We start from the raw sequence: 15252 nt of genomic DNA on the forward strand, positions 1-15252 counted from the left end.
GGGCTCGATATACGGGTTGTTGCTAGGCTCGGCGAGCGGATGCCGGCGAGAAGGGGCGCGTGTGGGTGGGGATGTGCAGCAGTTCCAGGTGGATCTGCGCGGAGTCGTCGATCTGCTGAGCAGGCACATCTACTCGAGCCCCCGCGTCTACCTGCGCGAGCTGCTGCAGAACGCCCGCGACGCGATCACCGCCCGTCACGAGGTCGACGGCGGCGGCGGGCGCATCCGCATCACGCCGCTCACCGCGCAGACCGGCGAGTTCGTGCTCCGCGACGACGGCGTCGGCCTGACCGCCGCCGAGGTCGCCGACCTGCTCGCCACGGTCGGCCGCAGCTCGAAGCGCGACATCTTCGACCTCCCCCGCAGCGACTACCTCGGGCAGTTCGGCATCGGACTCCTCAGCTGCTTCATGGTCGCCGACACCATCGTCATCCGCTCGCGCAGCGCCCGAGGCGGCGCGGCCGTGGAGTGGACGGGCAGCGCCGACGGCACGTTCCAGGTGGTCGAGCTCGACGACGATCTCCCGGTCGGCACCAGCGTGCATCTCGTACCGCGGTTCGACGCCGACGAGCTGCTCCGGCCCGCCGCCGTGCACGAGCTCGCCACCACGTTCGGCGAGTTCCTCCCCATGCGGGTCACGATCGACACCGGCGCCGGAGACGTCGACATCACGCGCGAGCCGCCGTTCCTCTCCCCCGCCAACGACCCCGAAGCGGCCGTCGCCTACGGGCGGGACCTGCTCGGCGCGAACCCCCTCGACGTGATCGAGCTCGGCGAACCGGGGACCGGCACGCGCGGTCTCGCCTACGTGCTCCCCTACGCACCCCCGCCCGGCGCGCGCCAGGCCACCCGCATGTACCTCGGCCGCATGCTGCTGTCCGAGCGCGTGGACGACGTGCTGCCCGACTGGGCGTTCTTCGTGCGGGCGGTCGTCGACTCCACCGGCCTCGCCCCCACCGCGAGCCGGGAGTCCCTCGTGGAGGACACGGCCCTGGAGCACGTGCGCGAGCAGCTCGGCGCGGGGATCCGCCGCTGGGTGCTCGAGCTCGGACTGCGCGAGCCGCACCGCCTCGCACAGTTCGTGGCGGTGCACGAGGTCGGCCTCAAGTCGCTCGTGCGCCACGACGAGGAGCTCGCGCGCTTCATCACCCGGTGGCTCACCGTCGAGACCACACACGGCACGCTGCGCATCGGCGACCTGGTCGAGCGCTACCCGCACATCCGCTACGCGCAGACCGTGGACGAGTTCCGCCAGGTCGCCGGGATCTCGCCCGCCGACGAGGTGCTGGTCAACGGCGGCTACCTGTACGACGCGGACCTCGTGCGCCTGCTGCCCGAGCTCTACCCCGCCGTCACCGTGGAGAAGGTGGACGTCGCCGGCGAGCTCGACCGTCTCGATCCCCCGCCCCTGGACGACCGCGACGCCGCCGTGGCGCTCGAGACCCGCGCGGGGGCCGTGCTCGCCGCCTCCGACTGCGCCGTCGTCGTGCGCTCGATCGACCAGCCCGCACTCACCGGGCTGTACGTCGCCGACCCCGAGGTGCTGCGCGCGATCGACCGCGGCCGCACCAGAGGGGTCGCCGGGGCACTGTGGGGCGGCGTGCTCGACCGCATCGACCAGACGCTGTCCGCCGCCCGCGACGACGACCTCACCGCACGGCTGTGCCTGAACTGGTCCAACCGCGTGGTGCGCGCCCTGGTGCGCGTCGAGGACGACGCCGTGTTCGCCCGCACCGTGCAGCTGCTCTACATCCAGGCGCTCCTCGCCGGCCACCATCCGCTCCGTGACGCCGACCGGGCGCTCATGACCAGCGCGCTGGCCGACCTCGTCTCGCTCTCCGCCGGCATCGAGGGGGACTCCCTCCCCTTCGGCGACGCCCGCTGACACTCCACCGAAAGGCTCCCATGGCACGTCCGAAGAAGCGCTTCCAGCAGCTCATCGAGGAGATCGACCGCACCCCGTGGGGTCCGGAGGAGCAGGCCCTCGTCGCGGAGGCCGTGGCCCTCGCCGTCGAGCTCGGCGACGAGCGCCTGGAGTACGAGGCCCGCATGCGGCAGACCGCCTCGGCCAACATGGTCGGCGCCACCGACGTGATGCTCAACTCCTTCGCGTGGTGCCTCGCCCACCACGACGCCGACCCGCAGCGCTTCCCCGCCGACCTCGACAACGGCGGTGCCGACCTCATGTGGCAGTTCAAGTGGATGGCCTCGTCGCTGCGGTCGTCCCCCGCGTTCTCGCAGGAGCAGATCGCCGCCGTGCTCGACGACATGGAGGCCCACTACCGCGCCGCGGGCCTCGGCCTCAGCGGCGTGCTCACCGCCCGGTTCGAGGACGCGTGGGACGCCGGCCGGATGGACGACGCCGAGGCGCTGCGCGTGCAGCTGGAGGCCACACCCCGCGACGACCACAGCCACTGCGACGCCTGCGGCCGCAGCCAGTTCGCGGGCTTCTTCGCCGACACCGACCGCGACGCCGACGCCATCCGCCTGGTCGAGGAGATGATCGAGGGCGGGTTCTCGTGCGGCGAGGAGCCCGAGCACGCGCTCTCCCGCGTCCTCCTCCCCTACCTCCGCGCCGGACGCCTGGAGGACGCGAAGACCGCCCACCTGCGCAGCTACCGCCTCGCGAAGGACAACCCCGACAACCTCCGCATCGTCGCCAACAACATCGTGTTCGCGGCCGTCACCGGCAACGAGGCGCGTGCCCTCGCCCTGATCGAGCGGCACATCGGATGGCTCGCGCACGACGGCCTGAACGTCGACGCGCACTTCGCGGCCCTCACCGCCTTCGCCGTCGCACTGGACAGGGTCGTGGCGACCGGGCACGGCGACACCCCCGTCCGCGGTGCGGACGCCCCCGCCCTCGTCGGGCTCTTCGGAGAGCACGACGGCGCGTGGACCGCGGCCGAGCTCGCCACCGCCGCCTGGACGGCCGCCGAGCGCATCGGCGCGCAGTTCGACGAGCGCGACGGAACGGACGGGCACGCGCGGAGCCTCGCCCGCTCGCGCCGCCTGGCCGACGAGAGCTGGGACGTGCCGATCCGCTCCGACGCCTTCGTCGCCACCGCACCGGCCACGACCCCGACGGACGCGGACGGCTGGTTCGACCGCGTGATGCAGCTCGCCCAGTTCGGCGCCGAGCACGAGACGCTCGACGCCCTCCCCCGTGCGCTCGAGGTGACCGACCCCGGCAAACGCGCACAGCTGCTGTCGATGCGCCTGGGGATCCTCGTGGCGCTCGACCGCATCGAGGAGGCGGAGCAGGTGCTGCCCGAGCGCATCGCCGCGCTGCGCGACGCCGGCCGCGACGTGCAGGCCGAGCTGGAGCTGCGCCTCGGCCTCGCCACGTTCGGACTCGACACCGACGACACCAGGGCCGCCCTGGAGGAGGAACTGGCCGCCGCCGAGCGCCTTCCGGCGTGGTCGCGCGGAGACCTCGCCATCAGCCGCGCCTCGCTGCACCTGCACGCCGACGAGCCCGACGCCGCGCTCGACCTCGCCGAGCACGCCGCCCGCGCGTTCGCCGAGGCCGAGGACACCCGGCTGTCGAACACCACCACGCTCGTCGCCATCGGGGCCGTGCTCTCCAAGGGCGACCTGGAGGCCGCGACCGCTCTGCTCGACCGATTCCTCGCGCAGGACGACCTCTCCGCCGGGCATCGCGCCCAGGCGCTGCAGACCAGGGCCCGGGTGCGCGGAGGGACGGGCGAGCACCTCGACGGCGCCGCGGACGCCGACGAGGTCTGCCGCCTCCTCGCCGAGCTGGGCGCCACACGGGCCCTCGCCGACGCGCACGTGCTCGCCGGGGCACTGTGGGAGGACGCCGACCACCCCGACCGCGCCGTTTCGCGCTACCGCCTCGCCTCGCGCCTGCGCGCCGAGGCCGGAGGCGACGCGACCGGCGTCGACTTCCGGCTCGCCCGCGCCATGCTGCGCTCCGGCGACGCCCAGGAGGCGGCCGAGCTGTTCGGCGACGTGCTGCAGCGCGAGGAGCAGGCCGACGTGGCCCCCGCCTCCCGCGGCATGACCGCCACCCTGCTCGCGCGCGCTCTGGCCGAGTCGGGCGAGTTCGGACAGGCGGTGGGCGTGCACGGGTACGCCGCCGAACTGTTCGGCGAGGGCGAGGAGCACGCCGACCAGGCGATGGCGATGACCGAGCAGGCGAAGATCCTCGCCCGCTTCGAGGAGCACGACGACGCGATCCGCCTCCTGGAGGGCGCGGCCGAGATCGTCCGGGGCGCGCCGGAAGCGGTCGGCGCCCTCAGCGAGGTGCTCCACAGCCTGGGTCAGGCCTACGGCGGACGCGGCGACGAGCGGGCGTTCGCCCTGTTCGACGAGGTCGCCGCCCTCGCGCAGCAGCACGAGGCCGGGTGGCTGCACGCCGACGTGACGGACTCCCGCGCCCGCGCGCTCGCGCAGCTCGGACGGATCGACGAGGCCGTGGCCGCCGCGCTCACCGCCGCGGACGCGTTCGCGGAGCTGGGCGACCCGGGCTCCGCCGGAGGCTCCGAGCTGTTCGCCGCCCGGCTGCTCGCGGGGAACGAGCGCGCCGCCGACGCGGTCGCGGTCTACCGCAGCGCCCTGGAGCACGCCGAAGGCTTCCCGCCGCTGCGTCAGGTCACCGCGCTCGAGCTCGGCGACGTGCTCGAAGGGCTCGGCCGCCACGGCGAGGCGGCCGAGGTGCGGGCGCTGCTGGAGAGCTGAGCCCGCACCCCGGCGCGGCCGGAGGCGTCAGAACAGCTGGCGCCAGTTCGCCCGCGCCAGATCGAGGAGCTCGTCGCCACGGCCCGACATGACCGTGCGGATCGCGTACAGCGCGAACCCCTTCACCTGCGCCGCCTCGATCGCGGGCGGCATCGAGAGCTCCTGACGCTCGGTGACCACGTCGAGCAGGGCGGGACCGTCGTGCGCCAGCACCTCGCGGACGGCGTCCGGCAGCTCGTCGCTGCGCTCCACCCGGCGGGCGAAGATCCCCATGGCTTCGGCGATGGCGGCGAAGCTCGGGTTGTCCAGTCCGGTGCCGTACGTGACGAACCCGGCGGCCTTCATCTCCAGCTCCACGAAGTTCAGCGAGGAGTTGTTCACCACGATGGTCTTCACGGGCAGACGGTTCTGCGTGAGCGTGAGCAGCTCGCCCAGCATCATCGACAGCCCGCCGTCGCCCGCGAGGGCCACGACCTGGCGCTGCGGGTGGGCGACCTGCGCGCCGATGCCGTGCAGCAGCGCGTTCGCCATCGAGCCGTGCGTGAACGAGCCGATCAGTCGACGGTGCTCGGTCATCGTCAGGTAACGCGCCGCCCACACCGTCGGCGACCCCACGTCGGCCGTGAAGATCGCGTCGTCCGCGGCATGCTCGTCGAGCAGCCGCGCGAGGTACTGCGGGTGGATCGGGCGGTCGCCCTTCGCCGGGACCGCGAGCTCGTCGAGCTTCTTGCGCGTCTTGCGGTAGTGCGCCGTCGCGTCGTCGAGGTGCGTGCGGTCGTCCTTGCGGGCGAGGCGCGGCAGCAGGGCCTCTGCGGTGGCGCCGACGTCGCCCACGAGTCCGAGGTCGAGCGGGTGGCGCTTGCCGAGCTGCGAGCCGCGGATGTCCACCTGGATCGTGGTCGCGTGGTCGGGGTAGAACTGCTCGTACGGGAAGTCGCTGCCGAGCACGAGCAGCGTGTCGGCGGCCTCCATCGCCCGGTAGCCGGACGCGAACCCGAGCAGACCGGTCATGCCGACGTCGAACGGGTTGTCGTACTCGATGAACTCCTTGCCGCGCAGCGCGTGCACGATCGGCGCGCCCAGACGGTCGGCCAGCGCGATCACCTCGTCGTGCGCGCCCTCGACGCCGGCGCCGGCGAGGATCGTGACGCGCTTCGCGGCGTTCAGCAGCGTGGCCGCCTGCTCCAGCTCCGCCCCGCTCGGTGCCACCACCGGCCGGGCGCGGCGGACCACGACCGCGCGGTCATCCTCGATCTCCGCCAGCGCCACATCGCCAGGGATCACCAGCACCGCGACACCGCGCTGCTCGATCGCCGCCCGCATCGCGATCTCCATCAGCCGCGGCATCTGCTTCGGGTCCGCCACGTACTCGACGTACACGCTGCACTCGCGGAACAGCTCCTGCGGGTGCGTCTCCTGGAAGTAGCCGGTGCCGATCTCGGTCGTCGGGATGTGCGCCGCGATCGCCAGGACGGGCACGCGGGAACGCTGGGCGTCGTACAGCCCGTTGATGAGGTGCAGGTTGCCCGGCCCGCACGAGCCGGCGACGACGGCCAGCTCACCCGTGGTGCCCGCGTCCGCGGCGGCCGCGAACGCCGCGGACTCCTCGTGGCGCACGTGCACCCAGCGGATGCGGCCGTCCTTGCGCAGCGCGTCCGTGAATCCGTTGAGTGAATCCCCGGGGATGCCGTAGACCCGATCGATCCCGTTGGCGTGCAGAGTCTTGACGATGTTCTCAGCGACGTTGGCCATACCCCGACCCTACGCCCGCCCCTCCGCCCTGGTGCCGGGGTTGACGCGGGCCGGTCAGTACTCCTGGGGGCCGTCGCGCTCCGGCTCGGGATCACGATGGAACGCGCGTCCCGACACCGAGGCGGGTGCGATGCGGACGAACACCCGCTTGACGGTCGGGATCCACGGGCGCAGTCCCGCGGCCTCGGCGCGCGCGACATCGGCATCGGTCTCCAGCGCCGCGGCGTGCCCGCGCACGACCACGCTCCACGCGTCGACGTCGGTGTGGTCGTCGACCTCGAACAGCACATCGGCGTTCGCGGTCAGTTCGAACAGCTTGCTCCCCGGAGCGGTGCGGAACACGATGCCGTCCCCGTCGACCGCGTAGTTGATCGGGAAGATGTCGATCGTGTCGCCGATGTGGGTCACGAGGCGTCCGAGCTCCTGTCCGCGCAGGCGCTCCCAGCTCTCGGCATCGGTCAGGGTCCGGACGGGGTCGCTGTGCACACTCATGCCGCCATTGTCACCCACGGACCCGCCGGCTGGACAGCACCCGTCCGAACGTCACAGGTCCGGACGCGACGGTGCCCGGGGGCCGATCGACCCCCGGGCACCGTCACCGCGTCGGACTCAGCCGATGCGGATGAGCTTCTTGTTGACGAACTCGTCGGCGGCGAGGTGTCCGAGCTCACGCGCGGTGCCGCTGCGCTTGATGCCACCGAACGGCAGCTCCGGGCTGTCGGCGAGAACCAGGTTGACGTACACCATGCCGGCCTCGATCTTGTCGGCCACCCGCTCCGCCTGGGCCTCATCGGTCGTGAAGACGTACGACCCGAGCCCGAACGTGGTGTCGTTGGCCAGTTGCACCGCGGCGTCCTCGTCGGCCACGCGGTACACGACGGCGGCGGGGCCGAACAGCTCCTCCCGGTACACGTCCATCTCCGGCGTGACGTCGGCGAGCACGGTCGGCGCGAAGAACGCCCCGTCGCGCGTGCCCCCGGTCAGCAGCGTGGCGCCCTGGGCGACCGCGGTGTCGATCTGCTTCTGCAGGTTCTCCGCCGCCGCCTCCGACGACACCGGTCCGAGCACGGTGTCGTCCTGCGTGGGGTCGGTCGCCTCGACGGCCGCCATCGCCGCCGTGAACTTCTCCACGAACGCGTCGTACAGCTCGTCGACGATGATGAAGCGCTTGGCGCCGTTGCACGCCTGACCGTTGTTGTCGAGGCGCGCGTCCACGCCGGCCTGGACCGTCGCGTCGAGGTCGTCGGTCGAGAGCACGAGGAACGGGTCGGAGCCGCCGAGCTCCAGCGCGACCTTCTTGAGGTGCCGTCCGGCGACCTCGGCCACCGCCGCCCCCGCACGCTCCGAGCCGGTGAGCGAGACGCCCTGCACGCGCGGGTCGGCGATCATGTCGGCGATCTGCTCGTTCGTGGCGAGCACGTTCTGGTACGCGCCCTTCGGGAACCCGGCGTCGTGGTAGATCGCCTCGATCGCGCTCGACGACTCCGGGCACTGCGGCGCGGGCTTCAGCAGGATCGTGTTGCCGACGATCAGGTTCGGCGCCGCGAAGCGCACGATCTGGTAGGCCGGGAAGTTCCACGGCATGATGCCCACGAGCGGCCCCAGCGACGACCGGCGGATGATCGCCGAGCCGTCGCCGAGGATCGTGATGGGCTGGTCGGCCATGATGTCCTCGGCCTGATCCGCGTAGTACTCGGCGATGTCGGCGGCGAAGTCGACCTCGCCGAGCGCGGCCTCGCGCGGCTTGCCCATCTCGCGCACGAACACGTCGGCCAACTCGTCGCGGCGCTCGCGATGCAGCTCGGCGGCGCGGCGCAGCAGCTGTGCGCGCTCCGCGACCGTGGTCGAGCGCGACCACTCGCGGTGCGCCTCGTCGGCGGCCGCGACCGCCTCTTCGATCTGCGCATCGGTGAACGTGTCGTACGTGGCCAGGGTCTCGCCGGTGGCGGGATTGACGACGGCGTAGTCGGTCATGTCTCCTCCTCTTGCCGTCCGGTCAGGAGACCGGGATCAGCGTGTACTTGGTGGACAGGTACTCGTGGATACCCTCGAAGCCGCCCTCGCGGCCGACACCGGACTGCTTGACGCCGCCGAACGGAGCCGCCGCGTTGGAGACCACGCCCACATTGAGTCCCATCATGCCGGTCTCGAGCGCGTCGATCATGCGCTGACCGCGCTGCAGGTTCTCGGTGAACACGTACGACACCAGGCCGTACTCGGTGTCGTTCGCGAGGCGCACGGCCTCATCCTCGGTCTCGAACGTGGCGATCGCCAGCACCGGGCCGAAGATCTCCTCGCGCAGGATCGCGCTGCCGGCCACGACATCGGTGAGGACCGTGGGCTCGTAGAACGTGCCGGTGCCCTCGAGCGCCTTGCCGCCCGCGAGCAGCGTCGCGCCGCGCTCCACCGCGTCGTCGACGAGCTCGCCCGCCTTGGCCACCGCGTCCTCGTCGATGAGCGGGCCGATCGCCACGCCCTCCTCGGTGCCGCGGCCGATCTTCATCGCGTTCACGCGCTCGGTCACCCGCTTGGCGAACTCGCCGGCCACGTCACGGTGCACGATGAAGCGGTTGGCCGCCGTGCACGCCTGGCCGATGTTGCGGAACTTCGCGGCGAGCGCGCCCTCCACGGCCTTGTCGAGGTCGGCGTCGTCGAACACCACGAACGGTGCATTGCCGCCGAGCTCCATCGACACGCGCAGCACGCCCTCGGCCGCCTGCGCGATGAGCTTGCGGCCCACCTCGGTCGACCCCGTGAACGACAGCTTGCGCAGCCGGGGGTCCGCGATGATCGGCGCCGACAGGGCGCTGGACTTCGAGGTCTGCACCACGTTGACGACGCCGGCGGGGAGCCCCGCCTCCTCCAGCAGCTTCGTGAAGAAGATGGTCGTGAGCGGCGTGAGTGCCGGGGGCTTGATGACCACCGTGCACCCGGCGGCGAGCGCCGGCGCGATCTTGCGGGTGGCCATCGCGAACGGGAAGTTCCACGGGGTGACGAAGAACGACGGCCCGACGGGGCGCTGCGACACGATCATGTGCCCGGTGCCCTCCGGGTTCAGACCGTAGCGACCGCTGATGCGCACGGCCTCCTCGCTGAACCAGCGGAGGAACTCGCCGCCGTACGCGACCTCGCCGCGCGCCTCGGCGAGCGGCTTGCCCATCTCCAGGGTCATCAGCAGCGCCAGGTCTTCCTTGTGCGCCTGCACCAGGTCGAACGCGCGGCGCAGGATCTCGCTCCGCACACGCGGAGCGGTGGCGGCCCACTCGTCCTGAGCGGCCACCGCGGCGTCGAGCGCGCGGATGCCGTCGGCGGGCGTGGCGTCGGCGATCGTGCGGATCACCTGGTTCGTGGCCGGGTCCTTGACGTCGAACGTGGCGCCGGTCTCGCCGTCGATCCACTGTCCGCCGATGAAGAGTCCAGTGGGGATGCTGTCGAGCAGCGCCTGCTCGGTCTGAGTGCTCATGGGTTCTCTTTCTGTGAGTGGGGGCTAGGGGCGACGACGCCGGCTCGGCGGCGCGTCGATGCTCAGCGTCTGTCCGCGGAAGAACGCCGGGCGGCGGATCGCGTTCCAGATCATCACCGCGATGCCCACGACGATGATCAGCATCCCGAGGATGAACACGATCCCGACGCCGCCGATCTCCGACCCCGAGCCGTAGGCCGGGTCCATCGAGTCGATCAGCGTGGTGAAGAACAGGATCGCGAGGATGATGCCACCCACCAGCGGGAACAGGAACGTGAAGAAGACGTTGCGCGTGGAGTCGAACCACTGCTTGCGGAAGTACCAGACGCACGCGAACGCGGTGATGCCGTAGTAGAAGCAGATCATCATGCCGAGCGTGAGGATCGTGTCCCACAGGGTGTCCTCGCTGACCACGCGCATGACCGCGTAGAACGCCGAGGCGACGATGGCCGAGACGATCGTGGCGTAGCCGGGGGTGAAGAACCGCGGACTGACCTTCGCGAACGACTTCGGCAGGGCGCCGTAGTGGCCCATCGCGAGCAGGGTGCGCGCCGGACCGACGAACGTCGACTGCAGCGACGACGCCGAGCTGGTGAGCACCGCCAGCGACACGAGGAACGCGAGCGGCCCGAGGATCGGTCCGGAGAGGTGGAAGAACACGTTCTCCTGGATGTCGCCGTTGCCGAGGCCGAGCTCGCCCGTGCCCACGCCCGCGAACATGATCATCGCGACGGCGAGGAGCAGGTACAGCGAGACGATCGTGAGCACGGTGACCGTGGCCGCGCGGCCCGGCGTCTTCTCCGGGTCCTTCGTCTCCTCGTTCATGGTGAGCGTGACGTCCCAGCCCCAGAAGATGAAGATCGACAGGGAGAGACCGGCCGCCACGGCGCTGAACGACGAGATCGCGAACGGGTTGAACCAGTTGAGGTCGAACGGCTGGTAGTCGAAGCCGTTGCCGCTCACGGCCTGGGCGATCGCGGCGACCGCGAAGAACACCAGCACCAGGATCTGGAAGCCCACCAGCCAGTACTGCAGCTTCTGGGTCGTCTGCATGTCGCGGTACGACACCCACGTCGCCCCCAGCATGAACAGCAGGCATACGCCGATGTTGATCCACGTCACCCCGGCCAGGTCGGCGATCCCGGCGTTGCCCGTGATCTGCGACAGCAGCAGGAACAGGAAGTCGACGGCGACCCCGGCGAGGTTCGACAGCACCAGGATCGTCGCGACGACCAGGCCCCAGCCGGCCATCCAGCCCACCCAGGGTCCGAACGCGCGGGCGGCCCAGGTGAAGGACGTGCCGGAGTCGGGCATGCGGTTGTTGAGCTCGCGGTAGCCGAAGGCCACCAGGAGCATCGGGATGAAGCCGACGAGGATGATCGCCGGGATCTGCGCGCCCACCTCGGACGCGGTGGGGCCGACGGCGGCCGTGAACGTGTAGGCGGGGGCGATGCACGAGATGCCGATCACGACGGCGCCGATGAGGCCGACGGTGCCGGCACTCAGGCCCTTCGTGGAGATGCCGGTCGTGACGCCGGATGCGGGCTCCGTCGCCCGGTTGGTGCTGCTCATCAGCGGTCTCCTGCTTCGTTGCGGGTGCGCGGGACGACGATCATGGGAACGGGCAGCTCGTGCAGCATCTTCGCCGCCGTGGAGCCCAGGAACAGACGGCGCGGCTGTGCCAGGCGGCTCGAGCCGACCAGGACCACCTCGCCCGGGAGCCAGGAGAGCCCGGCGACGGCGTCTTCGACCGTCTCGCCCGGTGCCTCCTCGACGACGGCGCCCAGGCCGTCCGGCAGCTGCTCGGCAGCGACGGCGAGCACCCGGTGGGCGTGCTCGCTGCCGGCCAGGCGGATCGCGCCGGTGTCGAGGCCGGGCGGCACGTCGAACGGCACGAGCGACACCAGCCGCAGGGAGACCTCGGCCGCCCCGGCGAGGGCGACGGCCTGGTCGAGCACGCCCTCCGCACCCGGACGCGTGCCGACCGCGACCGTGACGCGCGGGAGCACGTGGTCGTCCTGCTGCGCGAGCCCCGACGGCGCGAGGGCGACCGGGATCGGCGAGGAGTGCAGCAGCTCGGATGCGACGCTGCCGAGGCGGTGACGGCCGAAGAGGCCGCCGCCCGCGGTGCCGATCACGATCACGCTCGCGTCGAACTCCTCGCCCGCCGCGATGAGCCCCTCCGCGAACGACTCGGAGAAGCGCACGTGGCCGCTGCGCACCAGCTCCTGCGGGAGCCGCACGACCGCGTCCTGCAGCCACTTCCGTGCCTGCGTGCGGATCACGTCCTCATACGCGCGCTCCGGCGGGACGGCCGCGCTGCGGGTGCCCTCGGTGGGGAGCACGATCACCAGGTGCAGCGTCGCGCCGATGCTGCGGGCCAGCCGGGCGCCCAGCGCCGCGGCGTCCGCCCCCGCGTCCGTCGCCGTGTAGCCGACGACGACCGAGCCGGTCATCAGCCGATGCTCTCGGGAGCGCCGGCCTCGCGGCGGGCGTCGACGATGTTCGCCGCGACGAGGTGGCCCATGCGGATCGCCCCGTCGACGTGCTGGTAACCCGCTCCGGCCATGTCGCTGCAGGCGAAGTGGATCGGTCCGACCGGCGTGCGCAGGTCGGCGCCGTAGCGGTGCAGCCCGCCGAGGTCGAAGCTCGCGGCGTACGCGCCCCGCGTCCACTCCTCGCTGCCCCAGTCGCTCTCGTAGTACACGACCGGGTTCTTGGCCTCCGGGCCGTAATAGTGCGACAGCGACTCGAGGATGCGCTCCTTGCGCTCCTCGGCCGACAGCTCGAACACGCCGTCGGCGTTGGCGTCGGAGACGAAGCCGACCAGGGTGCCGCGCTCGTCGCCGTGGTTGGTGTTGTCGTACGCCTCGTGCGAGAGCTCGTACGGGCTGAACGCCGTGCCGCTCAGGCCCTGCTCGCGCCAGAACGGCCGGTCGTAGACGGCGTGCACCTTGATGACGAAGCCCATCGACAGGTGCTGGTGCAGCTGGTGCTGGCGACGCGGCAGCGGCGGGACGAAGGAGATGCGGTTGTAGAGGATGGGGGCGTGCGCGAGGATCGCGTACCGTGCGCGGACCGTGAGGTCGTCGGTGGTCGCCACGACCCCGTCATCCGACCACTCCAGGCTGCGGACGGGCTGGTTCAGCAGCACGTCCTCCCCCAGGCGCTCGGCGAGACGCAGCGGCACCTGCTGCAGGCCTCCGACCACGCGCTTGTCGAGGATGAAGTCGGCGTCAACGAGGTTCGAGTAGGAGCCGGCCGAGGCCGCCATGAGCAGCGACTGCAGCAGCGAGAAGGAGTGCGTCGGCTTGGTCAGCATCGCCGAGCCGGTGGCGAAGGCGAGGTTGCGTACGGCCTCGTCGTCGTCGGTCTGCGAGCGCAGCCAGGCGTCCCACGAGATGGAGTCCCACTCCGCCGCGTTCGGGTGCTCCCACGGCTTGTCCGGGTCGATCTCGGCCACGAGGGCGTCGAGGATGCCGGTGATGCGGGCGATCACGGCCTCGGTCTCCGGCGACACCGGGAACATCTCGCCCGTGAAGCGGTGCGCCTGACCGTCGGGGCCGACGTAGACGCTGTCGCCCTCGCGGTAGCGGCTGTAGGTCTCGAGCCCGAGCTCCTCGATCGCGTCCTTCAGGGCGTCCTGGTCGGGCGACACCCACTGGCCGCCGATCTCGAGCATGGCGCCGTCGATCACGTCGGTCCACAGCCGGCCGCCCACGCGGTCGCGGGCCTCCAGCACGGCGACCGACAGGCCGGCCTTGCGCAGATCGTTGGCGGCCGTGAGCCCTGCGGCTCCGGCGCCGACGATCAGCACGTCGCGAGTGATCTCAGCCATCTGCAACTCCTTCGTCGTCGGGGGATGTGGGGGATGAAGTACCGGCCGCGTCCCGAAATCCCCCGATCCGGGGACGCGGCCGGACAGCGGGGTCAGGCCGAGGCGAGCGCCTGCGCGACGACGTCGAGGCCCTCGTTCAGCAGCTCGTCGCCGATCGACAGCGGCGGCAGGAAGCGGATGACGTTGCCGTAGGTGCCGCACGTGAGCACGATCACGCCCTGCGCGATGCAGGCCTTCGCGACCGCGGCGGTGAGCGCGGCGTCGGGGGCCTTGGTCTCGGGGTCGACGAACTCTGCCGCGACCATCGCGCCGTGTCCGCGCACGTCGCCGATGCGGGCGTCGTCGGACTGCAGCGCGGTGAGGCGGCCGATGAGGATCTCGCCGATCTCGCGGGCGCGCTCGATCACGCCGTCGTTCTCGAACACGTCGATCGCGGCGAGGGCCGCGGCGCACGCGATCGGGTTGCCGCCGTAGGTGCCGCCGAGGCCGCCCGAGTGCGAGGCGTCCATGATCTCGGCGCGACCGGTGACCGCGGCCAGCGGCAGGCCGCCCGCGATGCCCTTGGCCGTCGTGATGAGGTCGGGCTCGATGCCGAAGATCTCACTCGCGAACATGTGCCCGGTGCGGGCGAAGCCGGTCTGCACCTCGTCGGCGATGAAGACCACGCCGTTCGCGCGGCACCACTCGACGATCGCGGGGAGGAAGCCCTCGGCGGGGACGATGAAGCCGCCCTCGCCCTGGATCGGCTCGATGATGACGGCGGCGAGGTTGTCCGCGCCGATCTGCTTCTCGAGCTGCAGGATCACGCGGGCCGCGGCCTCCGCGCCCTCGAGGCCGTCGCGGAACGGGTACGACATCGGGGCGCGGTACACCTCGGGGGCGAACGGGCCGAAGCCGCTCTTGTACGGCATCGACTTGGCGGTCAGCGCCATCGTGAGGTTGGTGCGGCCGTGGTAACCGTGGTCGAACGCCACGACGGCCTGGCGTCCGGTGTGCTTGCGGGCGATCTTGATCGCGTTCTCGACCGCCTCGGCGCCCGAGTTGAACAGCGCGCTCTTCTTGGCGAAGTCGCCGGGGGTGACCCGGTTCAGCGCCTCGGCCACCCCGACGTACGACTCGTAGGGCGAGATCATGAAGCACGTGTGGGTGAACTGCGCGGCCTGAGCGGCGACGGCCGCGGCGACCTTGGGGTGCGCGTTGCCGACCGTGGTGACGGCGATGCCGGAGCCGAGGTCGATGAGCGAGTTGCCGTCGGCGTCGACGACCACTCCGCCGCCCGCGGCGACGGCGGCGACCGGCACGGTGTGGCCGACACCGGCGGCGACGGCGTCGGCCTTGCGGGCGAGGACCTCGGCCGAGCGCGGGCCGGGGAGTTCCGTGACGAGGCGACGCTCCTGCGGGAGGTCGGGGCCGCCGAGGGGGGTTGCGGGTGCTGCGGTGTCGAGGAGTGCCATGTCGCGAGCGTACGACCGCCGCCGGGAGGGTCGCATTCGCC

10 protein-coding genes are annotated in these 15252 nt (G+C 71.7%); 2 read left to right on the forward strand and 8 right to left on the reverse strand.

Annotation, left to right across the window (positions count from 1 at the left end; translation table 11 throughout):
- Positions 1-61 precede the first annotated feature (61 nt).
- A complete protein-coding gene (locus ACWH95_RS00885) occupies positions 62-1885 on the forward strand; it encodes an HSP90 family protein (RefSeq protein WP_454120011.1) in 1824 nt (607 codons plus the stop codon).
- Positions 1886-1905: 20 nt separating this feature from the next.
- Positions 1906-4704 (forward strand): hypothetical protein, encoded by a 2799-nt coding sequence (locus ACWH95_RS00890; RefSeq protein WP_454120012.1) that lies wholly within the window; start codon positions 1906-1908, stop codon positions 4702-4704.
- A gap of 27 nt (positions 4705-4731) precedes the next feature.
- Here ACWH95_RS00890 and poxB read toward each other — a convergent pair whose 3' ends face one another.
- The 8 genes from poxB to gabT form a co-directional block, all read right to left on the reverse strand.
- Entirely contained in the window at positions 4732-6456 is a 1725-nt protein-coding gene (gene poxB, locus ACWH95_RS00895; RefSeq protein WP_136034414.1) for a ubiquinone-dependent pyruvate dehydrogenase, read from the reverse strand.
- Between the two features lie 54 nt (positions 6457-6510).
- Positions 6511-6948, reverse strand: a complete 438-nt coding sequence (locus ACWH95_RS00900) for a pyridoxamine 5'-phosphate oxidase family protein (RefSeq protein WP_136034416.1) — start codon at positions 6946-6948, stop codon at positions 6511-6513.
- Positions 6949-7065: 117 nt separating this feature from the next.
- A complete protein-coding gene (locus tag ACWH95_RS00905; protein WP_454120013.1) occupies positions 7066-8430 on the reverse strand; it encodes an NAD-dependent succinate-semialdehyde dehydrogenase in 1365 nt (454 codons plus the stop codon).
- A gap of 22 nt (positions 8431-8452) precedes the next feature.
- Positions 8453-9919 (reverse strand): NAD-dependent succinate-semialdehyde dehydrogenase, encoded by a 1467-nt coding sequence (locus tag ACWH95_RS00910; protein WP_136034420.1) that lies wholly within the window; start codon positions 9917-9919, stop codon positions 8453-8455.
- Between the two features lie 24 nt (positions 9920-9943).
- Positions 9944-11491 carry an APC family permease gene (locus tag ACWH95_RS00915; protein WP_136034422.1) on the reverse strand — a complete coding sequence of 516 codons (1548 nt, stop codon included), beginning with the start codon at positions 11489-11491 and terminating at the stop codon, positions 9944-9946.
- Positions 11491-12375, reverse strand: coding sequence for a universal stress protein (locus ACWH95_RS00920; protein WP_136036501.1), 885 nt, complete (start codon positions 12373-12375; stop codon positions 11491-11493). Before ACWH95_RS00920 ends, ACWH95_RS00915 begins: the two co-directional genes overlap by 1 nt.
- Positions 12375-13757 carry a flavin monoamine oxidase family protein gene (locus ACWH95_RS00925; protein ID WP_136029586.1) on the reverse strand — a complete coding sequence of 461 codons (1383 nt, stop codon included), beginning with the start codon at positions 13755-13757 and terminating at the stop codon, positions 12375-12377. The genes ACWH95_RS00920 and ACWH95_RS00925 overlap by 1 nt, the downstream gene beginning before the upstream one ends.
- 92 nt (positions 13758-13849) lie before the next feature.
- Positions 13850-15211 (reverse strand): 4-aminobutyrate--2-oxoglutarate transaminase, encoded by a 1362-nt coding sequence (gene gabT, locus ACWH95_RS00930; protein WP_205814365.1) that lies wholly within the window; start codon positions 15209-15211, stop codon positions 13850-13852.
- Between the last annotated feature and the right edge of the window lie 41 nt (positions 15212-15252).

The sequence above is a fragment of the Microbacterium sp. NPDC055502 genome (assembly GCF_053643635.1).